Annotated in this window: 27 protein-coding genes; 10 read left to right on the forward strand and 17 right to left on the reverse strand. The window is 42.9% G+C overall.

What is annotated here, in order from left to right; genetic code table 11:
• The first annotated feature begins 103 nt into the window (after window positions 1-103).
• The 4 genes from C9J42_RS17670 to C9J42_RS17685 are packed head-to-tail and all read left to right on the forward strand — an operon-like array spanning window position 104 to window position 2,471.
• On the forward strand, window positions 104-367 hold the full coding sequence (locus C9J42_RS17670; RefSeq protein ID WP_045084575.1) for a DUF2282 domain-containing protein: 264 nt from the start codon (window positions 104-106) through the stop codon (window positions 365-367).
• Window positions 367-1,230, forward strand: coding sequence for a DUF692 domain-containing protein (locus C9J42_RS17675; RefSeq protein ID WP_107287857.1), 864 nt, complete (start codon window positions 367-369; stop codon window positions 1,228-1,230). The genes C9J42_RS17670 and C9J42_RS17675 overlap by 1 nt, the downstream gene beginning before the upstream one ends.
• Complete coding sequence (locus C9J42_RS17680) at window positions 1,208-2,026, forward strand: DNA-binding domain-containing protein (protein ID WP_107287858.1); 819 nt, start codon at window positions 1,208-1,210, stop codon at window positions 2,024-2,026. Before C9J42_RS17675 ends, C9J42_RS17680 begins: the two co-directional genes overlap by 23 nt.
• Window positions 2,019-2,471, forward strand: a complete 453-nt coding sequence (locus C9J42_RS17685) for a DoxX family protein (RefSeq protein ID WP_107287859.1) — start codon at window positions 2,019-2,021, stop codon at window positions 2,469-2,471. Before C9J42_RS17680 ends, C9J42_RS17685 begins: the two co-directional genes overlap by 8 nt.
• A 59-nt stretch (window positions 2,472-2,530) precedes the next feature.
• Here C9J42_RS17685 and yigB read toward each other — a convergent pair whose 3' ends face one another.
• From yigB to C9J42_RS17715, 6 genes are all read right to left on the reverse strand, one after another.
• Window positions 2,531-3,259, reverse strand: coding sequence for a 5-amino-6-(5-phospho-D-ribitylamino)uracil phosphatase YigB (yigB, locus tag C9J42_RS17690; RefSeq protein WP_107302215.1), 729 nt, complete (start codon window positions 3,257-3,259; stop codon window positions 2,531-2,533).
• Between the two features lie 32 nt (window positions 3,260-3,291).
• A complete protein-coding gene (gene xerC / locus C9J42_RS17695; RefSeq protein WP_107247548.1) occupies window positions 3,292-4,197 on the reverse strand; it encodes a tyrosine recombinase XerC in 906 nt (301 codons plus the stop codon).
• Between the two features lies 1 nt (window position 4,198).
• The gene (locus C9J42_RS17700) at window positions 4,199-4,903 is read right to left on the reverse strand and encodes a DUF484 family protein (protein ID WP_107247549.1); all 705 of its coding nucleotides are present in this window, start codon (window positions 4,901-4,903) and stop codon (window positions 4,199-4,201) included.
• The gene (gene dapF / locus C9J42_RS17705) at window positions 4,900-5,730 is read right to left on the reverse strand and encodes a diaminopimelate epimerase (RefSeq protein ID WP_107207808.1); all 831 of its coding nucleotides are present in this window, start codon (window positions 5,728-5,730) and stop codon (window positions 4,900-4,902) included. Before dapF ends, C9J42_RS17700 begins: the two co-directional genes overlap by 4 nt.
• Window positions 5,731-5,768: 38 nt before the next feature.
• Window positions 5,769-7,019, reverse strand: coding sequence for a diaminopimelate decarboxylase (lysA, locus tag C9J42_RS17710; RefSeq protein WP_107207809.1), 1,251 nt, complete (start codon window positions 7,017-7,019; stop codon window positions 5,769-5,771).
• Window positions 7,020-7,087: 68 nt separating this feature from the next.
• A complete protein-coding gene (locus C9J42_RS17715) occupies window positions 7,088-7,204 on the reverse strand; it encodes a lipoprotein (protein WP_107207810.1) in 117 nt (38 codons plus the stop codon).
• A gap of 78 nt (window positions 7,205-7,282) precedes the next feature.
• Between C9J42_RS17715 and cyaY the strand changes: the two genes are divergently transcribed.
• Window positions 7,283-7,594 carry an iron donor protein CyaY gene (gene cyaY, locus C9J42_RS17720; RefSeq protein ID WP_005372465.1) on the forward strand — a complete coding sequence of 104 codons (312 nt, stop codon included), beginning with the start codon at window positions 7,283-7,285 and terminating at the stop codon, window positions 7,592-7,594.
• Window positions 7,595-7,676: 82 nt separating this feature from the next.
• Here cyaY and C9J42_RS17725 read toward each other — a convergent pair whose 3' ends face one another.
• Entirely contained in the window at window positions 7,677-10,232 is a 2,556-nt protein-coding gene (locus C9J42_RS17725; RefSeq protein WP_107207811.1) for a class I adenylate cyclase, read from the reverse strand.
• A gap of 393 nt (window positions 10,233-10,625) precedes the next feature.
• On the opposite strand from C9J42_RS17725, the gene hemC reads away from it, so the two are divergent.
• The 4 genes from hemC to C9J42_RS17745 are packed head-to-tail and all read left to right on the forward strand — an operon-like array spanning window position 10,626 to window position 14,858.
• Window positions 10,626-11,558 (forward strand): hydroxymethylbilane synthase, encoded by a 933-nt coding sequence (hemC, locus tag C9J42_RS17730; protein ID WP_107207812.1) that lies wholly within the window; start codon window positions 10,626-10,628, stop codon window positions 11,556-11,558.
• Window positions 11,558-12,304: a uroporphyrinogen-III synthase gene (locus C9J42_RS17735; RefSeq protein WP_107207813.1), complete on the forward strand. Its 747-nt coding sequence runs from the start codon at window positions 11,558-11,560 to the stop codon at window positions 12,302-12,304. Before hemC ends, C9J42_RS17735 begins: the two co-directional genes overlap by 1 nt.
• Window positions 12,305-12,318: 14 nt before the next feature.
• Window positions 12,319-13,668 (forward strand): uroporphyrinogen-III C-methyltransferase, encoded by a 1,350-nt coding sequence (gene hemX, locus C9J42_RS17740; RefSeq protein ID WP_107261188.1) that lies wholly within the window; start codon window positions 12,319-12,321, stop codon window positions 13,666-13,668.
• Window positions 13,668-14,858, forward strand: coding sequence for a heme biosynthesis protein HemY (locus tag C9J42_RS17745; RefSeq protein ID WP_107207815.1), 1,191 nt, complete (start codon window positions 13,668-13,670; stop codon window positions 14,856-14,858). The genes hemX and C9J42_RS17745 overlap by 1 nt, the downstream gene beginning before the upstream one ends.
• A 340-nt stretch (window positions 14,859-15,198) precedes the next feature.
• Here C9J42_RS17745 and C9J42_RS17750 read toward each other — a convergent pair whose 3' ends face one another.
• Window positions 15,199-15,657 carry a hypothetical protein gene (locus tag C9J42_RS17750; RefSeq protein WP_107207816.1) on the reverse strand — a complete coding sequence of 153 codons (459 nt, stop codon included), beginning with the start codon at window positions 15,655-15,657 and terminating at the stop codon, window positions 15,199-15,201.
• 121 nt (window positions 15,658-15,778) lie between these two features.
• Window positions 15,779-16,552 (reverse strand): class I SAM-dependent methyltransferase, encoded by a 774-nt coding sequence (locus tag C9J42_RS17755; protein ID WP_045084598.1) that lies wholly within the window; start codon window positions 16,550-16,552, stop codon window positions 15,779-15,781.
• Window positions 16,553-16,717: 165 nt separating this feature from the next.
• On the opposite strand from C9J42_RS17755, the gene asnC reads away from it, so the two are divergent.
• Window positions 16,718-17,179 carry a transcriptional regulator AsnC gene (asnC, locus tag C9J42_RS17760; protein WP_005372443.1) on the forward strand — a complete coding sequence of 154 codons (462 nt, stop codon included), beginning with the start codon at window positions 16,718-16,720 and terminating at the stop codon, window positions 17,177-17,179.
• Window positions 17,180-17,243: 64 nt separating this feature from the next.
• On the opposite strand, the gene hemB is transcribed toward asnC, so the two are convergent.
• The 8 genes from hemB to ubiE form a co-directional block, all read right to left on the reverse strand.
• The gene (hemB, locus tag C9J42_RS17765) at window positions 17,244-18,293 is read right to left on the reverse strand and encodes a porphobilinogen synthase (protein WP_107261190.1); all 1,050 of its coding nucleotides are present in this window, start codon (window positions 18,291-18,293) and stop codon (window positions 17,244-17,246) included.
• A 59-nt stretch (window positions 18,294-18,352) separates the two neighbouring features.
• Window positions 18,353-19,132: a 3'-5' ssDNA/RNA exonuclease TatD gene (gene tatD, locus C9J42_RS17770; RefSeq protein ID WP_199187120.1), complete on the reverse strand. Its 780-nt coding sequence runs from the start codon at window positions 19,130-19,132 to the stop codon at window positions 18,353-18,355.
• A gap of 141 nt (window positions 19,133-19,273) precedes the next feature.
• The gene (tatC, locus tag C9J42_RS17775) at window positions 19,274-20,035 is read right to left on the reverse strand and encodes a Sec-independent protein translocase subunit TatC (RefSeq protein WP_105061471.1); all 762 of its coding nucleotides are present in this window, start codon (window positions 20,033-20,035) and stop codon (window positions 19,274-19,276) included.
• A gap of 11 nt (window positions 20,036-20,046) precedes the next feature.
• Window positions 20,047-20,385 (reverse strand): Sec-independent protein translocase protein TatB, encoded by a 339-nt coding sequence (gene tatB, locus C9J42_RS17780; protein ID WP_107207819.1) that lies wholly within the window; start codon window positions 20,383-20,385, stop codon window positions 20,047-20,049.
• Window positions 20,386-20,388: 3 nt separating this feature from the next.
• Window positions 20,389-20,661 carry a Sec-independent protein translocase subunit TatA gene (gene tatA / locus C9J42_RS17785; RefSeq protein ID WP_045084591.1) on the reverse strand — a complete coding sequence of 91 codons (273 nt, stop codon included), beginning with the start codon at window positions 20,659-20,661 and terminating at the stop codon, window positions 20,389-20,391.
• Window positions 20,662-20,745: 84 nt separating this feature from the next.
• The gene (gene ubiB, locus C9J42_RS17790; RefSeq protein ID WP_199187122.1) at window positions 20,746-22,383 is read right to left on the reverse strand and encodes a ubiquinone biosynthesis regulatory protein kinase UbiB; all 1,638 of its coding nucleotides are present in this window, start codon (window positions 22,381-22,383) and stop codon (window positions 20,746-20,748) included.
• A 7-nt stretch (window positions 22,384-22,390) separates the two neighbouring features.
• Window positions 22,391-22,993, reverse strand: coding sequence for an SCP2 domain-containing protein (locus tag C9J42_RS17795; protein ID WP_107207820.1), 603 nt, complete (start codon window positions 22,991-22,993; stop codon window positions 22,391-22,393).
• A 10-nt stretch (window positions 22,994-23,003) separates the two neighbouring features.
• Window positions 23,004-23,759 (reverse strand): bifunctional demethylmenaquinone methyltransferase/2-methoxy-6-polyprenyl-1,4-benzoquinol methylase UbiE, encoded by a 756-nt coding sequence (gene ubiE, locus C9J42_RS17800; RefSeq protein ID WP_107207821.1) that lies wholly within the window; start codon window positions 23,757-23,759, stop codon window positions 23,004-23,006.
• Between the last annotated feature and the right edge of the window lie 64 nt (window positions 23,760-23,823).

Raw genomic sequence — 23,823 nt, forward strand, 5'->3', positions numbered from 1 at the left:
TTTTTTCGCAATAAATATCAGCCTTCCCCTTTCCTATTAAACAGAGCGTTTTAACGCCACATAAAAATCAGCCAACTAAGTTATATCTCAAGAGGATTTCATCATGAACAACGTAAACAAACTTGCACTCGCATCAGCCATGACAGGTCTTATCGCATTAGCAGGTACAGTAGCCTCAACTTCTGCCGTTGCTGGCGAAGCAAAAGAAAAATGTTATGGGGTGGCGAAAGCAGGAAAAAATGACTGCGCAACCAAAACAACATCATGTGCAGGCTCAGCGAAAGAAGATGGTCAAAAAGATGCCTTCATTGCGATGCCTAAAGGGCTTTGCGATCGCCTTCATGGTGGTTCAACAGAGTCTGCATAATGAGCTATCCATTATTAACGGATATGGTTGGGGTGGGTTTACGCTCACCTCATCACCAACCGATTATCGCGCAACGTCCGGATATTGGCTGGCTTGAGATTCATAGTGAAAACTATTTCAACCGCCATTCGCCTCAATATCAACAACTGTTAGCCATCATCGAGCATTACCCGATGAGTTGTCATGGTATTGGGCTATCCCTTGGCTCAGTCGATCCGATTAACCGTGAGCATTTAAAGCAACTGAAACAACTCATTGACGTTGTTAATCCTTTTGCGGTTTCAGATCACCTCAGTTGGAGTTCAGTTAACGGTCAATACTTTAACGATTTACTTCCTCTGCCTTATACCGAAGAAGCGCTTGATGTTTTCTGTACGCATGTCGAACAAGTGCAAGATTACCTCAACAGACAATTATTAATTGAAAACCCATCGAGCTATCTCAGTTTTAAGCACTCAGTTATACCGGAATGGGAGTTTCTAACTGCCGTTCAACAACGCACAGGATGTGGCTTGTTATTAGATTTAAACAATCTTTACGTCAATAGCTTTAACCATCAGTTTGATTGCCAAACTTATTTAGATGCCATCAATCCCGATACGGTAAAAGAGATCCACCTTGCAGGCTTTACGGTTAAACAATTCCCTGAAGGGGAAATATGGATTGATACCCATAGTAAGCCGGTAAGTGAGCCTGTATGGAAACTTTATCGTCAATGGATACAGCAAAATGGTAAGCATACTCCAACCTTAATAGAGTGGGATGCAGAGTTACCATCATTAGAGATACTCCTTGCTGAAGCGGCTAAAGCGAACGCGTTCCTTCAACGAGAACATCACCATGAAATATGCCGTCAACAATGAACTGCACCAGCTCCAAAGCGCCTTTTCCGATGCGCTGCAATACAAACACAGTCATGCATCTACAACGATAAAAGCCACCAGCTTTAGTGCCGAGCAACACCTACAAATTTATCGAAATAATTTTATTTTGAGTTTAACCGATATTCTTTCGGCAACGTATCCCGCAGTCTTGGCGATGATCGGCCATGACTGTTTTGTTCAACTGGCACGATTACACATACTGCATTCTCCCTTAACCCAAGGCGATGTGAGCCATTACGGTGAAGGGTTTCATCACACTATTGCAAATAATGAAACCATCAACAAAGCCTTACCGTATTTATCGGATCTCGCTCAACTCGAATGGTACCGAGATATTGTCAGCCGCATGCCGTCACAACAACACGGTTTTCCATTTGAAAAATTACAACACCTTCAAAATTCAGAAAATGCCGATGCCTTTGGACAAAGCTATTTTCATATTCCTACGGCAACCTATGTTTTGACCAGCCAGTATAGTGTCGGGGATTTGTGGCATATTGTAGAGGGTGAAAGGCTCAACCATCACGCATCAGCGTTTTCTAGCGCTGATGATCCATTGGCAGCACTAGATATTGATCAGCCACAAACCGTGGTTATTCAATTACGTGGCAACGAAATATTAACGCAGGTTATCTCTTCAGATCTCAAGGCGTTAATCATTCACTGCCAACAACAAAAATCACTTCAACAAGCCTCTCCACAGATGCTTGAACAACTACCTTTATTATTTGAATATCAACTCACCGACGATATCGTGGAGGCAAACGATGGATAGTTTTATTCGCAGTATCGACCCTTTTTTCTCACGGCTAACGACCCCTTTTATCCCACTTGTGCTGCTCTTTACTCGTCTCTGGGTTGCATGGGTATTTTTTCAATCTGGCATGATCAAATACTCAAGCTGGGACAGCACCTTATACCTTTTTGAATACGAGTATCATGTACCTTTATTACCATGGCACTGGGCGGCATATATTGGTACTGCGGTTGAAGTCTTTATCCCTATTTTTCTCACGCTGGGGCTATTTACTCGCCCGATGGCATTCGTACTTTTTGGATTTAACGTCATGGCAGTCATTTCCTATCCCGCACTTTGGGAAAAAGGATTTTATGATCACCAACTGTGGGGAATGATGCTACTCACCAATGTGATCTGGGGGGCGGGAAGTCTGTCTTTTGATCACTTATTTAATCGTGGCCACCTTCACCATTCTTTCTAAATATCGATCGTGTTTTAATATGCTATACGCAATAAAAAAGCGACCCATGGTCGCTTTTTTTACTGCTCTAATCCGACAATCTCAAGCAGCTGCGCCAATTGCGTAATTTCTACATCGGGTAGAATCAACGCTTGCGATTGCTGCTGAATCAATTTTTGTTGATCGTTAAACCAACACGCTTGAAAGCCATGCTGTTTCGCGCCTTTTACATCGGTAATAAGATGATCACCAACATGTAAGATTGTCGCGGCTGGTACATTTAGGGTATTAACCGCAAGGTTAAATAAATCTGCCTCAGGTTTTGCTAAACCATCTTTGCCCGCTTGAAACACCTCGACAAAATATGTCGCTAAGCCAATTTTTTCTGCATCAACATTACCATTTGTTAGCCCGACTAGCGGAAAATGATCACTTAATTGTTGTAATACTCGATGCGTTTCTGCAGGAACATCGACTTGGTTGCGAACAGCCAGTACAGTATCTAACCCCTGCTGCGCTAAAATTTCTGCCTCTGATAGACGAAACCCTAGCTGCATTAAACCTATTTTAATGGTTTCATATCGCCACAAACTGACATCATGTTTGAGCATTGGATCTAGCATCGCTAATTGCGATTTAAGCGATGACCAAACGGTTTTATCAATTATGATACGTGACGGTAAGATCTGCGTTAACCAGTCAAGCATTGCTTGTTCAGCACGAACAATCACCGGACGGTTATCGTATAAGGTATCGTCAAGATCAAAAGTTAAGGCACTAATTGGCGTTAATTGGCGGTAAAAATGCATAATTTCTCTGTATTGATACGTAGCAGTCAATGTTATTTATTACGCTTAGCACGAGGATGTGCTTCATCATACACTTTCGCTAAATGCTGAAAATCCAAATGAGTATAGATTTGGGTTGTCGATAAATTTGCGTGACCTAAAAGCTCTTGTACTGCACGTAAATCGCCGCTCGATTCCAACATATGTGTCGCAAAACTGTGACGTAGTTTATGGGGGTTAATGTGGCTTGATACTGCCTGTTTTTGTCCCCATTCCGCCATTCTTTTCTGCACATTTCGAGTCGAAATACGCGTGCCTAATTTAGACACAAACAGTGCTGGCTCTTCTGCTTGAGCAAGATTATCACGCAACTTCAGCCATTTCGCTACCCATTCACGAGCAAGGCCAGAGAAAGGAACCACCCTTTCTTTATCGCCCTTACCAATTACCCGTAAGTCGCCTTTGCTTAAACTGATATGACGCACATCAATACCAACCAACTCGGCTAAACGTAACCCTGCACCGTACATCAATTCCATCATTGCGCGATCACGAATTGCTAATGGATCATCATCGTTAACATCCAACAATTGATTCATTTCATCCACATCCAAATTCTTGGGTAATGGACGTGCTTTTCGTGGCGCCGCAACGCCTTTTGCAGGGTTGGCTTTTAAAACATTTTGGTGGACTAAAAAATCAAAAAAACTTCGCAAGGCTGATAAGCGCATCGCAAGGCTACTCGCCTTTAAGCCATCTCGCATCCCTTTACTGGCGATTTGACGAACCCAACCGGCATCCACTTGCTGCCAATTATCGACGCTCAATTCGACCAATTGTTCAGCAATACGCGTTAGCTGACGCTTATAATTTTGCTGAGTATGTAAGCTTAGTTCACGTTCACTACGTAAATATTCGTAGAAACGTTCAAGTGGTTGTTCCAAGCTGCGGGGCAACATATTAGTCAATAACCTCACGGGTATATTGCCAATGCTCTATCAGGTAACTAATGGTTGTTGCTAACTGCTCAACAAACAAGGTGTCCATTTCGGGTTGAAAATGTCCACCATCTGCGCTCGCAAAACTCAATACACCATTGGCAGCCGATCGACCTAATGGCAACACAATAAACGATCCTAACTGCGGCGGATGGCTATATAACAATTCAGCTTCAGGACGACGTAAGCGGCCTAAATACGGACGATCTTGAATTAAACGAGAACGATAAAAATCGTTAAATTGGCGACGTTCGAGATATAACAACTTATCTTCGCTATCAAACAAGCGAAGACAAACAGAAAGATCCAATTGCGCCGCTAAGGTATCAATAATCGTCAGTACCTGATAAATATTATGGCATTGTAATAATTGTACTTGAGCATTAGAGAACAAGACCGATAACTCACCACTTTTGGTTGCATTGGCGAGTAACGTGGCATGTTGTTGCTCAAGCTCGGCGATCCGTAGTCGTAGTCGCTCTAATTGAATATCAACCAGAGAGACGGTACCACGCTCTTGATGAGGGATCCGCACCTCACTCAACCACTCCGATTGACGTGAAAAAAAAGTGGGATTATTGCGCAAGTAAGTTACAACTGCTTGCTCATTCAGCACCTCATTCAAGTCATCCCCTGATGAACAAGTTTGCTGAGAATGTGTTGTCATTGAATAAATTGTCCGTCAAAAACGTGAGCGGCAGGGCCGGTCATAAATAATGGTTTACCTTCCCCCGCCCAACGAATATATAAATCACCACCAGGTAGAGAAACTTTTACATTTTCATCCAGCAAACCTTGCACTCGCCCAATCGCAACCGCCGCACAGGCACCGCTACCACAAGCTTGCGTTTCACCCGCACCACGCTCATAAACGCGCAAACGCACGTTATTGCGATCGAGCACTTGCATAAAGCCAGCATTAACACGCTCAGGAAAACGTTCATGGGATTCTAATAACGGGCCTAATGTATCGACATCGGCAGTATCAACATCATCAACCATCGTTACACAGTGCGGATTCCCCATACTTGCCGCGCCACAGAAAAGCGTGTGCTCACCTGCACGTAAAATATAGGTTTTTTCAGCCTGTTTAGCTTTCATCGGGATCTTGCTCGGTTCAAAGATCGGCACGCCCATATTCACTGTCACCTGATTATCATTTTCAAGTTTCAGCAACATTTTCCCTGCTTTTGTACTCACCGAAATATGGTATTTATTGGTTAACCCTTTCATTGAAACAAAACGGGCAAAACAACGGGCACCGTTACCACATTGTTCGACTTCACTACCATCAGCATTAAAAATACGGTAATGAAAATCCGTTTCAGGATCATAAGGCGGTTCAACCACTAACAGTTGGTCAAAGCCGATACCACGATGTCGATCCGCCAAACGGCGGATCGCATCAGGTGAAAAAAATACATTTTGTGTCACGCAGTCAACAACAACAAAGTCATTGCCTAACCCATGCATTTTGGAAAAGTTAATCTGCATGATGTTCCTTAATTTTTTTCATTTCATCGCAGCCATGATTACTGAATAATCTGTTCTAGTTGCCACAGTTGCGCTAGCGTTTCACGCTCACGAACAACATGAGCCTGTTCACCGTCGACCATAATTTCAGCCGCACGAGCACGGGTATTGTAATTCGATGCCATCACAAAGCCATAAGCGCCTGCTGAACGAACTGCTAATAAATCACCTTGCGCTAAACATAAACTGCGATCTTTACCGATAAAGTCACCGGTTTCACAAATAGGTCCAACTAAATCGTAGACATGCGCTTCACCCTGACGCGGGCTAACCGGCACAATGTCTTGCCACGCTGAATATAACGTCGGACGAATTAAATCATTCATTGCCGCATCAACAATGGCGAAGTTTTTATGTTCAGTATGCTTTAGAAACTCAACTTTTGTCAGTAATACACCCGCATTCGCAGCAATAGCGCGTCCTGGCTCAAAAATCAGCTCCAAATCAGGATAGTTTTCTAATCGGGCGAGTAATGCCGAAGCATAATCTGCAGGTTGTGGTGGTTGCTCATCATTGTAAGTCACCCCTAGACCACCGCCTAAATCAAGGTGCTGAATATGAATGCCTTCGGCTTTTAACTCATCAACCAACGCCAATAAACGATCGGTAGCATCAATAAATGGAGTAATATCAGTTAACTGAGAGCCGATATGACAATCCATACCAACAACCTGTAAATGTGGCAGGCTATGTGCTAGGCGATACACTTCCACCGCGCGATCAAACACAATACCGAACTTATTATCACGTAATCCTGTTGAGATGTAAGGATGCGTTTTCGCATCAACATCAGGGTTAATACGCAATGAAATAGGCGCTGTAACGCCTAGCTCTTCAGCAACGCTATTTAGACGCTCTAATTCAGGTTCAGACTCAACATTGAAGCATTTGATCCCAAGCTCTAGTGCACGCTGCATTTCAGCCGCCGTTTTACCGACACCTGAGAACACCACTTTTGCCGGATCACCACCAGCGGCAATCACACGCTCTAATTCACCTTGTGACACAATATCAAAGCCAGAGCCAAGACGAGCAAGAACATTTAATACCCCAAGGTTAGAATTCGCTTTAACGGCATAACAAATTAAATGAGGGTGCGTCGCAACCGCCTCATCAAATGCTTTCCAGTGGCGCTCTAACGTTGCACGTGAATACACATACAAAGGTGTACCGTATTGCTCAGCCAATTGTGCTAATGGCACATTTTCAGCCCATAATTGATTATTTTGCTGGTAGTTAAAGTAATCCAATGTTTTTCTTCCCTGTTAAGTAGCTGCTTTCAATGGCGACACTGTTTAACTCAGTGTTTATTTATTTTTTACTTTGCTTGCTCTTGCTGTGGTGCATCTTTTGGCATGTAGAGAGCACCACTCTGTCCACATCCCGCTAATGTTAGGGTCGCTAACACAAAAATTGCTAATAAACCTTTACGCATAATTCAAAGCCAGTGATTATCAAACCAATGCCCTCTATAATCGCACCAAGAACAGGAAAAGCAATAGGACACAATAAGATGAATGACACTGAATTTCACCAATTAGCTGATTTAGCACTAATGCAAATCGAAGAAGGTATCGATGAATCCGGTGCCGACATTGAGCCAGAGACAACGGGTAATGTATTAACACTCGAGTTTGCTAACCGCAGCCAGATCGTAATTAACCGCCAAGAGCCATTACATGAACTCTGGTTAGCTTCAAAATCAGGCGGTTATCATTTCAAATATAATGGCACGGAATGGCGTTGTACCCGCAGTGATGAAGAGCTATTTTCACTGCTTAAAAAAGAATGCAGCCTTCATGCTGGTGAAGCGGTTGAATGGTAAATAAGATATTTATTGTCATGAACTACCGATAAAAAAAGCCTTCACATCTGAAGGCTTTTTATTGTCATGTCAATACACGGTATTAACTGTTAAGCATCCCAGTTGAATTGGGATCGACATCGGGCTTTGGACGCGGCATTTGACCACTCTTAAATGGCAATACTTGTAATTTACCGTTGTCGCAATGCACGATATCGTAGAACTGGGGTAAATTAAAGTTAATGAAGTTAGTCGCACTAAAACGGTCTTGCGCCGAAGTGTAAAAACGATTAACCCCATGTACCATCTCATCTTTATTACCACTACATTGACGGTACACTTCCATCTGGTTGGTTTCATCTAAGATATAGATGTTGTAGCCCTGCTCACAATCTTCAAAGAAGAACTGGATCAAACCTTCACTCGCATAAGCATCCACTATTTGTGGAGGATGAGGTTCGTCCATTTTACCCATCACAACATGAGGCACTTCACTGACTTTATTCGATGAAATGCAACTGTAGAAATCAACTGGGTTTTCTAACCGTTGAACAGAAACACCACGACGCTCAAAGAATAAGCCAAAGGTTTCTTCTGCAATGCGGATCGCTTTAAATCGACGACGCTTTTCTTCTTCAACCGGTTTTAAGCGCATTTCAATACATTCAGCCACTAACTGATATACTAAATTACGGATCAAACCACGCATGTGCTTGCTATAGCAGAATACATCAACCGCTTCAGGTGGGATCGCATCATGGTGCATCTTCCCAAGCATGGTTTTCAGTGCATCTAACATGGCATTATCGCCGCTAAAGTTAAGCGTGCGCACTTCATTCCACGAGTTGCGATAAATCAGATCGACGCTGCCAACTAAACATTTCTGTTCTGGGCCATAACTGAAAATATCGGTAGTTTTAAAATCAAACCGTACCGAGCGGTTTTTCAGCTCATTGGTTGGATCATTTTCTAAATTAATGAATAACCCTAACTGACGAATCTCACACGGGCTCGATAACGCTTGTAAACTTGGATTCGGACGGCGAATTGGGAAGGTATTTCGAATATCACTCACCAACTGATAGAGCTTATCTAAATCAAAATCTGCATCACGTACCACGGTATGAAGGTGCGTTGATTCCGTTAATAAACCATTAAAATAGCTCCAAGCGACCAACTTAGATAAGTAACGGTTATGCTCAAGAGCCGGTTGTCCCATAATTAACAAGGGATCGATGGGCTGTTTATAAAGATACCAACCAGCAGCATTCGTACGCCCCTCAGGCACCTGAATAAAGGTGATATCTTCTTCATGTAAATCCGGTGAGATCTGTGGATTAAGTAAAGTGACTTTACCTGGAAGTACCTCAAATGCCGCATATAACTTACGCGCCAAAATACTGATATCTTCAGGACTGATCGCAGAGGTAATATTATTACGACGCGCAAAACGGATTAAGTTACGATAACTTAGCATTAACGCATCTAATAATTCGTTATGTGCCTCTTTAACTTGTGTCACTTTCCAATCACGACGATGATCAAGTTCATTAATCACCGAGTCTGTCCATTGCCACTGCTCAGTTAAGTGCTTGAGAACACGACGACGCCAAGGCACAGAGCCGGCACTTGGTTCACGAGATAGCTTTTCATGGGTTTTTAAATAGAAGCAACGACGCACTAAATCAAGACGACGATGATCATCAATTCGCTCAAGATAGCGCGTGACTTTTTCCAACATTAAATAGTACGCATCCATACAGTATTCACTGCGGTCTTCAGCAAAGAAGCGACGCTTACCATCAAGGCTTAAAAGTTGAGTATGCGGGTATTCCCATGAGTAAGCTTCAAGCAAAATGGCTTTGAGCACTGACTTATACGGTGAGTCGATACTTTTATATAACTGCCATAAACTTGAACCAAAATACTCTTCGGCAGGAATACGCGTTAGACCACCAAAATCAATCCACTCATCAAGATTAATGTAATCTTCATCAATTAAGTACGCCATATATTGGTCATAGCACTCTTCCATTTCTGGCGGCACCATAAACCACAATAATGGCAACCCTGCCAAACAAACGGCAGAGCGATAGAATTCATCTAATAATAATAAATGCTGGCTAGAACCACAGTTTTCACCGGTCATCGCTTCAGAGAAGTTATGACGGAATCGATTCTCATCAATAAGAAAGAAATTCGCTTCAACCCCTTGCTCCATTGCCCACTGCGACACAAGGCTACACTTGCTGTCAAGTGCACTACGTTCTGCTGGTGTCAATGAAGTTCGGATACAAACCCAAATATCAAGATCACTGGTTAGGCTTTGTCCCATTGATGAGGTACTTCCCATGGCATACAAGCCAGTGATTGGGCAGTCATTTATCTCAAGCAATAGGGGATCGACCGAGAGTTCGGCAGAATGGGCGCAATCATCAACGAATTGTTGCTGGACATCAGTCACAACAAATTTCGCGATCCCTTGAGCTACCGGTTGGTCAAGATAACCCGGTAAAGCAGGGTGATTGTAATGAAGTAAGACAGGCAACAAGTCAAATACTTGTACTGATTGAGCATTCATCGCTAACCGTGCTCGTTCAATACGAAGCTCAGTCAATGAATCTAGCCTGCCTTTCAGCGTCTTAATATAATTTTGCAAATTACTCTTCCAAGAGCTAACAGAGTTGAAGCACCCCAAATATCACCCTTAGGATCATTTGAGCTGTGTTAAATATGAGCAAAAACGTGATCAATGTAACACTTTTAATACCCTTGGTAAAGATAATGCCAAGTCAGGTAATGCGACAATTCTGTGTGATTCATCCTTAAACTATTACCTCAAATTAGTACAATGATGAATAACCGCCAGTTGCCAGCGAATCATCATTCTATCATTTAAGGTCGATGTGATTAATATCACATTTTTTTAAACTATTAGCAACATGATCGTATGCATATACTCAAATGATTAAGCAAATTATCATCCAGACGATGCTAATGGTACGATGTGCTTAATAGAAAATAGAATCTTCATTATGGATCCCCAATACTTATGAGTAATCAACCAATCCGTATTGCTACACGTAAAAGCCCACTCGCTATGTGGCAAGCTGAATTCGTTAAAGCAGAGCTAGAACAAGCCCATCCAGGCATTATTGTCGAGCTTGTTCCGATGATCACAAAAGGCGATATCATTTTAGATACTCCACTGGCTAAAGTGGGTGGTAAGGGGCTATTCGTAAAAGAGCTTGAAGTCGCTATGCTTGAAGGCCGTGCAGATATCGCGGTTCACTCAATGAAGGATGTACCCGTTGAGTTTCCTGAAGGCCTAGGCCTTGTAACCATCTGTGAGCGTGAAGATCCTCGTGATGCGTTTGTCTCAAATAAATACAACAATATTGATGAGCTACCTCAAGGTGCTATTGTTGGTACTTCTAGCTTACGTCGTCAGTGTCAATTACGCGCCCAACGCCCTGATCTTATCGTCAACGATCTACGTGGTAATGTTAATACTCGCTTACGTAAGATGGATGAAGGTCAATACGATGCGATTATTCTTGCCTGTGCTGGCCTTAAACGTCTAAAAATGGAAGACCGTATTCGCAGCGAAATTACACCAGAAGTGAGTTTACCTGCTGTTGGCCAAGGCGCCGTGGGGATTGAGTGTCGTCTCGATGACACACGTGTTCGTCAATTGTTAGCTGCCTTAAGTGATCAAGCCACCACAACACGCGTATTGTGTGAGCGTGCAATGAATAACTACCTACAAGGCGGCTGTCAGGTGCCAATTGGTAGTTACGCAGAGCTTGAAGGCGACCAAATCTGGCTACGCGCATTAGTCGGTGAACCTGATGGCAGTAAGATTGTACGCGCTGAAATTCGTGGACCAATCGAGCAAGCAGAGCAATTGGGAGAAACTCTCGCAGAGCAACTGCTTAACGATGGTGCTCGCGATATTTTAAATCGATTATACGGTAACGCGTAATGACAGTGCTGATCACCCGCCCTGCCCCCGATTGTTATCAATTGGCAGAGCAACTCAATGCTGCGGCGATCAGCGCAATAGCCCAACCGCTATTAACCTTAAAAGCCGGTGATGGACTTTCTTCGTTATTGCTACAAATCAATGCATTAAAAGCCAATGATTATATTATTGCTGTAAGCCATCATGCGGTAACATTTGCGCACGATTACTTAGTATCGCAAGGTGCAGCATGGCCAAAAAACGTGCATTATATAGCTGTTGGTCATAAAACTGCCGCAACATTGACAAAATTGAGCGGACAGCGAGTATTATCTCCTGAACACCGCTGTGATAGCGAAGGATTATTAGCCTTACCCGAACTCGCACACGTTACGGATCGTAACATCCTTATATTGCGAGGGAATGGTGGCAGAGAGTTGATCCACCAAGCATTAACGGCACGCCATGCAGTAGTCAACTATTGCGAAACGTATCAGCGATGTTGGCTTGATCTCGATGGCGAGAAATTAGTGGCACAATGGCAACATCAACAGCTGGATACTCTTGTTATTACCAGTGCTGAACAACTAGTATTTTTAACAACAAGGATCCCAACTCAACATTTGACTTGGTTTCTCAATTGCCACCTTCTCGTCCCAAGTCAACGTGTGGCCGAGCAAGCAACAACGCTTGGCTTTATGAATATTTCCACCGTGGGCAGTGCCTCCAATCATGCACTCTTCACGTTCCTAAGCAACTTTAGCTAAACGGAATAATTAGGATGACAGACAAATCTAACAACAACACCGCAGCAGAACAGCCAAAGCAGGACAAGCCAACCACGGCAACAACGCCTACTCCGGCTAAAGAAGCGCCAAAAAAAGCAACCAAAGAACAACCTAAAGCACCAGCAAAAACAGAGAAATCTGAAAAAAAATCAGGTAGCAAAACAGGGTTGATTGCGATTGCATTAGTTATCGCACTCGGTGGTGGGCTTTACTATCACGGTCATCAGCAGGGATTGCAGCAGCAACAGCGTATTGAGGCGCTACAACAACAAATTGCTAGCATGAAAGCCGCGATGCAAAACGATCAAAAAGAAACCATTACTCTTATTAATGGCGGATTACGCAGTGCTGAAGTTAGCCTAAGCCAACAGCAAAAATCGATTGCAGCTCTGCAGACCACAGTCACAGAGCTAAAAGGCAATAGTCCGAACGATTGGCTCCTAGCCGAAGCGGATTACCTTGTGAAAATGGCAGGACGTAAACTCTGGTTAGAGCATGATGTCACCAGTGCAACGTTATTGCTTGAGTCTGCTGATCATCGTATCGCAGAAATGAATGACCCAAGCTTGAAGAACCTACGCCAAGCAATGAGCAATGACATTACAACATTAAAATCACTGACTCACGTTGACCGTGATGGCATAGTGCTACGCTTAACAAGTCTTGAAAATAGTGTTGATAACTTACCTTTAGCTAATGCTATTTTGCCAAAAGCAGTAGATGAACCCCAATCACAAACCGTGAGTCAATCGGTGAATGATTGGAAAGATAATTTGCTGACATCGTTGAAAAACTTTGGCGAACACTTCATTACTTATCGTAAGCGTGATGGCAATGTTGTTCCCCTGCTTTCACCACAACAAGATTTCTACTTACAGCAAAATATCAAAAACAAGTTAGAAGTCGCAATTGATGCGGTTTACCGTGAGCAAGGTGATGTTTATAAGATCTCTCTTGATACCGCGAAGAAGTGGGCTGAACAATATTACGATATGTCTTCACCGCTAACGCAAAGCTTTATTAAGAGCCTTGATCAATTAGCCCAACAGCAAATCACAGTGAACTACCCAGAGAAGCTGCAATCTCAGGCATTAATTACTAAGCTCGTCAATCAAGTGCTACGTAATAAAATGGCGACATTAGATGATGCGCAGGCACAACCTGTAAAGCAGACTAAACCAGCAGTAAAACCGACACCGGAAACAGAAGCGCCAGCAGTAGAAAAAAAGCCAGCCCAAGCGAAACTTGAAACAACAGTAACGCAACCCGCTGAAACATCGATTAAAGGTAAGAATAACGCGACAGTCACTTACAATACGGTAACCACAGTGGAGGCCAAATAATGATTAAATTATTGTTATTGGTACTGGCACTGATCGCCGGTATTATTGTTGGCCCCGAGCTCGCTGGTAATCAAGGTTATGTGTTGATCTCAACGGCAAATCAAACCATTGAGATGAGCCTAACAACACTCGTAGTATTAATCGTTGCATTGTTTGCCGTTTTCTTATTACTTGAATTTATTCTAAAACGCGTCTTTTCAATCAGTAGCTCAACCCGTGGTTGGTTTAGTGGGCGTAAAGTTCGCAAAGCACGTATCCAAACGTCAGAAGGCCTATTAAAAGTAACAGAAGGTGATTGGAAACCCGCTGAAAAGCTATTAACTAAATCGGCTAAATTCAGCGATGCGCCACTTCTTAACTACCTTGCGGCTGCAGAGGCCGCACAAGGACTAGGTAAAACCGAGCAACGTGATGAGTACTTGAAACAAGCTGCTGAGCTTGATAGCCAAAACCTTGCGGTTGCACTCACCCGTGCCAAGCTTCAAATCCGCCAACAGCAATTTGAACAAGCACTGGCAACATTACAAGAAGTACAACAAGATCATGCACGCAATCCTATCGTGTTAGGTCTACTTCAAGAGTGCTACTTAAAGCTGGAAGATTGGAAATCACTGCTAACTTTACTGCCACAGCTAATGAAAGCAGGCGTGATCAGTCAAGAAGAAGCAGCTGTCCTTGATGAGCAAGCACAATGTGGCCAAATGCAGCACCTTGGTCAGCAAAATGGTACTGATGGCTTAGTGGGATACTGGAATAACATGGGACGTAAAGATAAGCAGAATCCAGCGCTTGTGGCATGCTTCATCAAACAAATGATGGCACGTCATGCCGATAGCGATGCTTACCCAATTTTACGTGATGCACTTAAAAAGAGCCAAGATGAGCGCTTGATCAGCCTTGTACCTCAGCTAAATCTACCCGATCGTCATCCTGCCATTGTAAAGCTAAAAGAGCTATTGCGCCAAGACGGCAATAATGCCGTCACGCACAGTGCATTGGGGCAAATGTTAATGGCGGAAGGTAACTGGCAAGAAGCAAAAGAGCATTTTGAAAGAGCTGTTGCGGTTCGTCCTGATATGACAGACTACGCTCACTTAGTCGCAACGCTAGAGCAGTTAGACGACAAGCAAGGTGCTGCGGCAGCCTCTCGTCAAGCACTCGAATTAGCACAGCCAAGTAAGCAAGCTTAATCAAATAAATAACCGAAAAAGCGCCCCTCTGTGGGCGCTTTTTTTTCGTCAAATAAAAGACAAATAACACTTTTAACAATAAAATGTTTCAAGGTGTAAACAGTCATCTCAAGATATATCCAAACCATTGCTCCGATCGCATAAACACGATTCAATAGCCTTTCGATTTCCTTAACATTTGGATAACTAAGCTATGGATATGCTTCCTTGGTTAATTGTTTCTGGTATCGTAGTTTCAGTAATTGTATGCGTAATGACCGCAGTACTAATTAAAAACGCTGACTAATACGAAATCAAAAAAAGCCTCCAATTCGGAGGCTTTTTTATTTTATCGTATTCATCACAATCCAAGCGCAAGTTTTGCTTTCTTCAATTGCTTTTCAAATTTCTTAACTGTTTTCGCCGCTTTCTTTAATTGTTTATTTTTCTTTTTCGCTAGTTTCTTCAATTTCTTAGCTTGCTTTAACTTTAAGCTATCAGGCGCTAACGCTTCTTCTTCGACCACCGCAACCATTTCGATATGGCTTTGCCCCACAGCTGTAGGAGCTGGCAAATTATGCACATTCGGTGTTTTCATTGCCATCATAGGCAGAGGGGCTGACGGAATCGATAATTTCGCAACACGAGGAGCAGCCTTAACCGCATTGGTTAATCGGCTTGGCTTACACAAATACTCTTTGTCACTTGCGACTCTCGTACAACTTGAACACATGAAATTTGGTTCGCTGACAATCTTACTAATTGTCGCAAACTGATCGACAATTTCTGCTCGGCGATATTTACACAAGGTCTTAGCCATGAATGCTCCTCTAGCCAACAACGAACCTTTTTATCAACATTAAACGATAATGATTCGTAATTCCAGAAAAGCAATAAGATTTTATTGTCCCTATTTGTAACTATTTATTTGCAACAACCACTTAGGCTTTCATTGCCGCTTTTACATAAATATCAAATCGGTTCTTTTTAGTTTCAATCGCCATTGAGGGCTTCGCTTGAGCAAGAAATTCAGCATAATCGGGACGCTTAACCACGACCCGTTTTGTTGCCAGCGCATATGCAGGCTCAAATAAACCATCGGCATCTAAATCTGCACCCACTAAGGTTTGAAAAACGCGCATTTCTTTTTTAACTAAAGCGGACTTTTTCTTATGTGGATACATAGGATCAAGGTACACCACATCCGGTGCGACAAAATCAGGATCATCGGCTAAATTGACCAAAGCATCATGACTCGAAGCATGGAGCAATTGCATACGCTCACTTACCCAACCGCCAATTTCAGGATCGGCTTTTGCTCGTGCTAAGCCATCATCTAATAATGCAGCTACCACAGGATGACGCTCAACCAACTGAACTTTACAACCGAGTGTTGCCAAGACAAAAGCATCTCGACCAAGACCAGCTGTCGCATCTAACACGGTAGGGCTAATACCGCCTTTGAGTCCAACTGCTTTTGCTATTGCTTGGCCTCGACCACCACCAAATTTACGGCGATGAGCGACAGCACCGCTAACTAAATCGACAGAAACTGCACCGAGCTTAGGTTCATCAAGCTTACGAAGCTCTAATTGCTCAGCGGTAAGGACTAAAGCAAAGCTGCTATTTTCATCATGGCTTAAGCCCCAACGAGCGGCTAATTGATCTAATTCAGGCTGACGTTCAGGAACTTCACAAACTAAGGCAAGCTGCACAGCAATCTCCGATATAAAAACAACATCTGGGCGTGACATTTCACATCCGATCATAGGGCGCGGATTATAGCACTACAAATCATCCTTTGCTCTGGTATCACACCATCAGATAAGTATAAGATACAACGATAAAAATAAATCCCTCGCATAGTAAAAGGATCACCTATGACACCATCCATTCGTATCGACGACTTAGATCGCGATATCCTTAATGCCTTAATGAATGATGCTCGTATTCCTTACGCTGAAATGGCGAAGCGATTTAATGTCAGTCCTGCTACCGTGCACGTACGAGTAGAAAAAATGCGGGCTGCAGAAATTATAACGGGGACGGAAGTGATCATTAACCCTAAGTTATTGGGCTATGACGTTTGCTGTTTTATTGGTATTAATTTGAATGCCGCCCGTGATTATCATTCTGCATTAGCAAAACTAAATGAGCTTGATGAAGTGGTTGAAGCTTATTACACCACTGGGGCGTACAACATTTTTGTCAAATTGATGTGCCATTCCATTGAAGAGCTGCAATACGTGCTGATTGATAAGCTCCAAGCCATTGATGAAGTGCAATCCACTGAAACGCTTATCTCATTACAAAATCCGATCAACCGCAATGTAAAACCCTGATAGGTGTTTTACTGATATTAAAAAAGCGAGCACCATGCTCGCTTTTTTATATTAGGAATAACGTTTACTCAGGCTTCTGCTGTAAACATTCAGCGCGCTCAGCAGCATCTTGAGCTAACCATTCAGCGACGGTTTTCGCAAAGTAAGTTAATACCCCATCAGCACCTGCACGTTTAAAACACAATAGTGATTCCATAATGGTTTCACGCTCTTTTAGCCAACCATTTTGAATCGCAGCCATGTGCATCGCATACTCACCAGACACTTGGTAAGCATACGTTGGTACTTGCAACTCACTCTTCACACGACGAACTATATCAAGGTATGGCATACCCGGTTTTACCATTACCATATCTGCGCCTTCATTGATGTCCATTGCCACTTCGTGCAAAGCTTCATCACTGTTCGCAGGATCCATTTGGTAAGTTTTCTTATCGCCGCCTTTTAAGTTGCCAGATGAACCGACAGCGTCACGGAATGGGCCATAGTAATTCGATGCATATTTAGCAGAGTACGCCATGATTTGGGTATTGATATAACCTGCATTTTCTAATGCTTCACGAATTACACCAATACGACCATCCATCATGTCAGACGGGGCAACGATATCAGCACCAGCTTCAGCATGAGATAGCGCCTGCTTGATTAAAATATCTGTCGTAATATCATTTAAAACATAGCCTTCATCATCAATGATGCCGTCTTGACCATGAATGGTGAACGGATCTAATGCGACATCGGTAATAACACCAAGCTCAGGCACATGCGATTTAAGTGCACGCACCGCCGTTTGTACTAAGCCTTCTGGATTATAAGCTTCTTCTGCTAACTCTGATTTAAACTCTTGAGACACAACAGGGAATAAGGCAATCGCAGGAATACCTAGTTTCGCAAGATATGCCGCCTCTTCAAGTAACAAATCAATAGATAAGCGCTCAATACCCGGCATTGAGTCAACCGTTTCACGACGATTTTTACCCATCAAAACAAACATCGGATAAATCAAATCATTCACAGATAATTGATTTTCTGACATTAGACGACGACTAAAATCATGCTTACGGATCCGACGCATACGACGACCAGGAAACGCACCTTGAATAGATACTGACACGACAAACTCCTTGCTAAAAAATAGGATTAGATAATATCACTCAGACTGACCAATGTGGCTTAAATCGAAAAAAAAGCCAGACTATTCGCCTCTGACTGCATCATAACTTGCTCAGGTGTTTCACCACGACACTCAGCTATCACCGCGGCAATATGCGGCAAAAACTTGGGTTCATTGCGACTCGATTTTGGCTTCGGACGATAGTCTCGAGGCAATAAATATGGGCAATCGGTTTCAATCATTAAGCGGTTGGCGGGAATATGACGCACGACTTGACGTAGCTCTTGACCACGACGCTCATCACATACCCACCCCGTAATACCAATGTGTAAATCTAGCGCTAAGCATGCTTTTAGCTCTTGCTCAGAGCCAGTAAAACAATGCAGCACTGCCGCCGGTAATTTCTCTCGCCAAGGGATAAGGATTTCAATGAAACGCTCATGCGCATCTCGGCAATGCATAAAAACGGGTAATTGTAACTCTGCCGCTAAGGCTAATTGTGCTTCAAATACTGCTTCTTGCTGTGGACGAGGAGAAAAGTCGCGGTTGAAGTCGAGCCCACATTCACCAATTGCTACTACTTCAGGCTCTGCTGCTAGTGAACGAATTTCTGGTAACAAAAGATCGGAGACAGATTTTGCATCATGCGGATGAACGCCAGCGGTTGAGTAACAGTAGTTCGGCCATTGCTGCGCCATTTGTTGCGCTTCAATGCTCTCTTCAATACTGGTGCCCGTAATTATTAAATGCTTCACACCCGCTTCTTGAGCACGCGTGATCACGTCCGCACGATCTTTATCAAAACGGTTGTTTGTTAAGTTAACACCAATATCTATCATCTGTTTATCCATTCTCTACACAGCACTATGTGTCACTCAGTATATCGAGCCGATCCATTCTGTGCCAAACCCATATTCAAGATATAAAAAAACCGACGATTAGGTCGGTTTTTTTCATCATCACATAGTACAAAGTACTATTTACTGCTGCTCTTCGTGCTCGCTATCATCCAACTCATCATTATCACGCACATAAAAACGTGAGAAGAATAAGCCAACTTCAAACAATAAACACATAGGTACAGCCAACAAGGTCTGAGAAACAATATCAGGCGGTGTTAACAGCATACCAACAACAAACGCACCTACGATAATATAAGGACGTTTACTACGTAGAGATTCCGGATCAGTCGCACCAGTCCAACACAACAGAATAATAGCAACAGGAATTTCAAAAGCGATGCCAAACGCCATAAATAGCGCGAGGACGAAATCGAGATAGTTCGAAATATCTGTTGCCACCTCTACCCCTTGAGGGGCGACACTGGTGAAGAACTTAAAGACCAATGGAAACACAACGTAATAAGCAAATGCGACACCGGCGTAAAACAGCAATGAGCTGGAAAACAACAATGGCATAATTAGCTTGCGTTCATGTTTGTATAAACCTGGAGCAATAAAACCCCAGACTTGATACAAAATCATTGGCACAGCAATAAACACTGAGGTTACTAAGGTCAGTTTTATCGGTGTAAAGAACGGTGAAGCAACGTCTGTAGCGATCATAGTTGCACCGGCAGGCATTCGCTCTACTAATGGTGCAGCTAAGAAGGCATAGATATCATTGGAAAACCATACTAAACATAGAAAAACCACCAGTACACTTATGATAGAACGCAAAAGTCGCGTACGTAGTTCAAGTAAATGACTAAATAGCGGCTGCGTATCTTCGACTTTTGACATAGTGATGTAATTTATTCCTGCTTTTGTGAAGTCGTTGCTGAGGTTTGCTCGTCTTTATCAGCATAGGGGCGCTGAACATCTGAAGCCGCTTTTTTAAGCTCATCAACAGAGTCTTGCAATTCAGGCGCTAAGTCCTTCATTCCCATTTGTTCGGCTTTTTTTAAATTGGCTTGCAGTTCCTGAATTTTCAGTTCCTGAGACAATTCATCTTTCACCGAGTTTGCCATATTACGAGCAGCACCTATCCACTGCGATACCGTACGAATCGCAACGGGTAGACGTTCTGGCCCCAGTACTACTAATCCCACCACGGAGATCAGTACTAACTCCCAGAACCCGATATCAAACACGTCTTAAACCTGCTCTTTGTCTTTTTGATTAGTTGTCGTCTGATCCGCTGGCTTTTGTTCGTCAGCAATTTTCTTTTGTTCAAAGTCAGCATCGTTGTCTGACTCTTTTTTCGCAGCAGGTGCTGCTGCAGCTGCTTCATCATCGCTGATTGCTTTTTTGAAACCTTTAACTGCAGAACCTAGGTCGCCGCCTAGAGTACGAAGTTTTTTTGTTCCGAACAAAAGAACAATGATCAGTGCAATGATTAACAATTGCCAAATACTGATACCACCCATGCTTGTTTTACCTCAGCTTTATGTGGTTAATAACGAAAGTGCGTTTATTAACGCAACTATAAGTATAGGCGAAAGCCCAACCGATTATTTTCGGCAGGTACGCCATCCTAGCAACCAAAATAGGGTTCCTACACCAACAGAAACTGCAGGGTACGTTGCTACTTGATCACCAAAAAGTATTGCAGCACACACCATAAAGGTGGCACCGATACCAAAGTAGAACCTTGCCTGGTTATGAGTACGTCGATTTTCCATGAAGTTATCATAGAGTTTATCAATACGTTGATTCATTACCTTGCCTTGGCGCAAACTGTCGTAAAGTAATTCAGGCAATTCAGGCAATTTTTCAGCCCAAAAAGGTGCTTTACTTTTTATTGCATCAAGAATGCCTTGCGGACCTACCTGATGTGACATCCAGTTTTCCAAGAACGGCTTGGCTGTTGCCCACAAATCAAGTTGTGGATACAACTGGCGTCCTAAGCCTTCAACATACAACAAGGTCTTTTGTAACAAGACCAGCTGCGGTTGCACTTCCATATTAAAACGGCGAGCAGTATTAAATAAATTTAACAACACATGGCCGAATGATATTTCACACAGTGGCTTTTCAAAAATAGGTTCACACACTGTACGAATAGCAAATTCAAACTCATCCACATTGGTATCATGAGGAACCCAGCCAGAATCAACGTGTAATTCTGCAACCTTACGATAATCACGATTAAAGAAAGCCAATAAGTTTTCCGCTAAGTATCGTTTATCTTCTCGGTTAAGTGTCCCTACAATGCCGCAATCTAGCGCAATCCATTGCGGATTTTCCGGATGCTCATAGGAGACAAAAATATTTCCTGGGTGCATATCGGCATGGAAAAAGCTGTCACGAAATACCTGAGTAAAAAAGATATTAACTGCATTTTCCGATAATAGTTTTAAATTCGTACCATTGGCTTTCAAGCCTTCAATATTAGAAACTTGAATACCATAGATACGTTCCATTACAAGAAGATTAATACTACTATAATCAGTATAAACTTCTGGTACATATAAGGTTTCATCACCATCAAAGTTACGACGAAGTTGAATACTATTCGCCGCTTCGCGCATTAAATCGAGCTCATCAAGCAAGGTTTTTTCGTATTCGCGAACCACTTCAACAGGACGTAAGCGGCGCGCTTCTGGCTGGAGACGAGAAACTATCTCGGCCATCCTGTACATCAGCTTAATGTCAGCTTCAATAATCGGCTTAATATCAGGACGAATAACTTTAAAAACAATCTCTTTGCCGTTTTCTTTTAAGGTTGCAGTATGCACTTGAGCAATCGATGCTGACGCTAATGCAACTTCATCAAAATCGTCAAACCACTGCTCTAACGGCCCGCCTAATGATTCCTCAATAGTACGTTTAGCTAATTTGCCATCAAAAGGTTCAACTTGGTCTTGTAATAATGCCAGCTGATCTGCAATGTGCGGCGGAAAAAGATCGCGACGCGTTGACATCATTTGACCAAACTTGATCCATACCGGACCGAGTTCTTGCAATGCTAAACGTAAACGCTCACCCAATGGCACATCGGGGTATTCATTTTTGATCCAAAATAGCGATTTACGTAATTTTTTAGGAAGTTCGGTACGTGGATCAACCGGAATAAAGTCATCCAATCCATAGCGCAGTTGTACTTGAATAATACGGTACAACCGTTTTATTTCTGAGTAGCTCATCATTGCCAATTTATCGCTCAAGTAACTGGTTCAAACGGGCCTCAAAACGCGCAACATCCGATTTCAAGTCATCCACTTGATCGTAAAAATGCACCATTTCTAAAGGCTGTGGTAATAGTTGCCATTCTTCAGTGATCACTTCCGCTAAATCGCGTTGGCGATTCTTTACCCCTTGGCGAATAAATCGACTCCCCGACTTTACACTACTGACTAAAGTATGAGCAACTACATCACCCGTATATTGCGATAATTTTTCTTCGACATCGGGCTTCAAACCACTTAGCAAAGTGGAAAAATGCTGAGCCAATTGTAGATCGCCATCGAGTGCTAACTTATCGGCTTTAATTAGCTGCGTTAAGTTAGCTTGTTGTCGTAGCTCGGGTAACACCGTAAGGTTTAAAGCTAATTGGCAATCCACCTCGCCTTCAAATCCAGCAAGCACATCAATTTGATGACTGAAAACAAAGTACAAGGTTTTGTTAAATTCATTTAGCGTAACGCTAATGACTTTACCGCGTAAACGAGTAAGACGACGCTGACTATCAGCATCGTCTTTGAGTAATTGATTCAGTGATGTTTCAACCGCACCGGTAACAAAAGCATCTAACGGCATAGAGTCATCCTCAGAACTTATAACCACGGTGCAAGGCAACAATACCGCCCGTTAAGTTGTAATAACTGGTTTGATCAAATCCAGCTTCATCCATCATACCTTTCAAGGTTTCTTGATCAGGATGCATGCGGATAGATTCAGCAAGGTAACGATAGCTTTCTGCATCATTGGCAATAATTTCACCCATTTTTGGTAATAGGTGGAATGAGTACGCATCGTAAACTTTTGATAATGGTTCTAGTAACGGCTTTGAGAACTCTAATACTAATAAACGACCGCCTGGTTTTAACACGCGATACATTGAACGCAGCGCTTTGTCTTTGTCGGTGACGTTACGTAAACAAAAGCTGATGGTGATGCAATCAAAGTAATCGTCAGGAAACGGCAGCTCTTCAGCATTAGCTTGAACATATCCCACGTTACCGACAATGCCACTGTCTCGCAGTTTACTGCGGCCAACGTTCAACATCGAGTTGTTGATATCAGCCAAAATAACCTGACCTGTTTCACCCACGATACGTGAAAATTTCGCCGTTAAATCACCGGTGCCGCCGCCTAAATCCAGTACACGTTGACCTTTGCGTACACCACTGCAGTCAATCGTGAAGCGCTTCCAAACGCGGTGAATACCCATCGACATCAAATCGTTCATGATGTCGTACTTTGCTGCAACCGAGTGAAAAACCTCAGCAACCATGGTTGCTTTCTCTTCTTTGGCGACGGTACGGAAGCCAAAGTGAGTCGTATCTTGTGTGGTGTCCGTCATGTTCAATCCGTTTATAGATACTGATGACGCTTGGCATCTACTTACGCAGCGTCATCAGTATTAA

Source organism: Photobacterium sp. GB-56 (genome assembly GCF_003026105.1).
Lineage (GTDB): Bacteria > Pseudomonadota > Gammaproteobacteria > Enterobacterales > Vibrionaceae > Photobacterium.

Coding starts and splice junctions, on each gene's coding strand:
- C9J42_RS17670 (WP_045084575.1), top strand. CDS start 104: ATGAACAACGTAAACAAACTTGCACTCGCATCAGCCATGACAGGTCTT.
- C9J42_RS17675 (WP_107287857.1), top strand. CDS start 367: ATGAGCTATCCATTATTAACGGATATGGTTGGGGTGGGTTTACGCTCA.
- C9J42_RS17680 (WP_107287858.1), top strand. CDS start 1,208: ATGAAATATGCCGTCAACAATGAACTGCACCAGCTCCAAAGCGCCTTT.
- C9J42_RS17685 (WP_107287859.1), top strand. CDS start 2,019: ATGGATAGTTTTATTCGCAGTATCGACCCTTTTTTCTCACGGCTAACG.
- yigB (WP_107302215.1), bottom strand. CDS start 3,259: ATGCATTTTTACCGCCAATTAACGCCAATTAGTGCCTTAACTTTTGAT.
- xerC (WP_107247548.1), bottom strand. CDS start 4,197: ATGTTGCCCCGCAGCTTGGAACAACCACTTGAACGTTTCTACGAATAT.
- C9J42_RS17700 (WP_107247549.1), bottom strand. CDS start 4,903: ATGACAACACATTCTCAGCAAACTTGTTCATCAGGGGATGACTTGAAT.
- dapF (WP_107207808.1), bottom strand. CDS start 5,730: ATGCAGATTAACTTTTCCAAAATGCATGGGTTAGGCAATGACTTTGTT.
- C9J42_RS17715 (WP_107207810.1), bottom strand. CDS start 7,204: ATGCGTAAAGGTTTATTAGCAATTTTTGTGTTAGCGACCCTAACATTA.
- cyaY (WP_005372465.1), top strand. CDS start 7,283: ATGAATGACACTGAATTTCACCAATTAGCTGATTTAGCACTAATGCAA.
- hemC (WP_107207812.1), top strand. CDS start 10,626: ATGAGTAATCAACCAATCCGTATTGCTACACGTAAAAGCCCACTCGCT.
- C9J42_RS17735 (WP_107207813.1), top strand. CDS start 11,558: ATGACAGTGCTGATCACCCGCCCTGCCCCCGATTGTTATCAATTGGCA.
- hemX (WP_107261188.1), top strand. CDS start 12,319: ATGACAGACAAATCTAACAACAACACCGCAGCAGAACAGCCAAAGCAG.
- C9J42_RS17745 (WP_107207815.1), top strand. CDS start 13,668: ATGATTAAATTATTGTTATTGGTACTGGCACTGATCGCCGGTATTATT.
- C9J42_RS17750 (WP_107207816.1), bottom strand. CDS start 15,657: ATGGCTAAGACCTTGTGTAAATATCGCCGAGCAGAAATTGTCGATCAG.
- asnC (WP_005372443.1), top strand. CDS start 16,718: ATGACACCATCCATTCGTATCGACGACTTAGATCGCGATATCCTTAAT.
- tatD (WP_199187120.1), bottom strand. CDS start 19,132: ATGATAGATATTGGTGTTAACTTAACAAACAACCGTTTTGATAAAGAT.
- tatC (WP_105061471.1), bottom strand. CDS start 20,035: ATGTCAAAAGTCGAAGATACGCAGCCGCTATTTAGTCATTTACTTGAA.
- tatA (WP_045084591.1), bottom strand. CDS start 20,661: ATGGGTGGTATCAGTATTTGGCAATTGTTAATCATTGCACTGATCATT.
- ubiB (WP_199187122.1), bottom strand. CDS start 22,383: ATGATGAGCTACTCAGAAATAAAACGGTTGTACCGTATTATTCAAGTA.
- C9J42_RS17795 (WP_107207820.1), bottom strand. CDS start 22,993: ATGCCGTTAGATGCTTTTGTTACCGGTGCGGTTGAAACATCACTGAAT.
- ubiE (WP_107207821.1), bottom strand. CDS start 23,759: ATGACGGACACCACACAAGATACGACTCACTTTGGCTTCCGTACCGTC.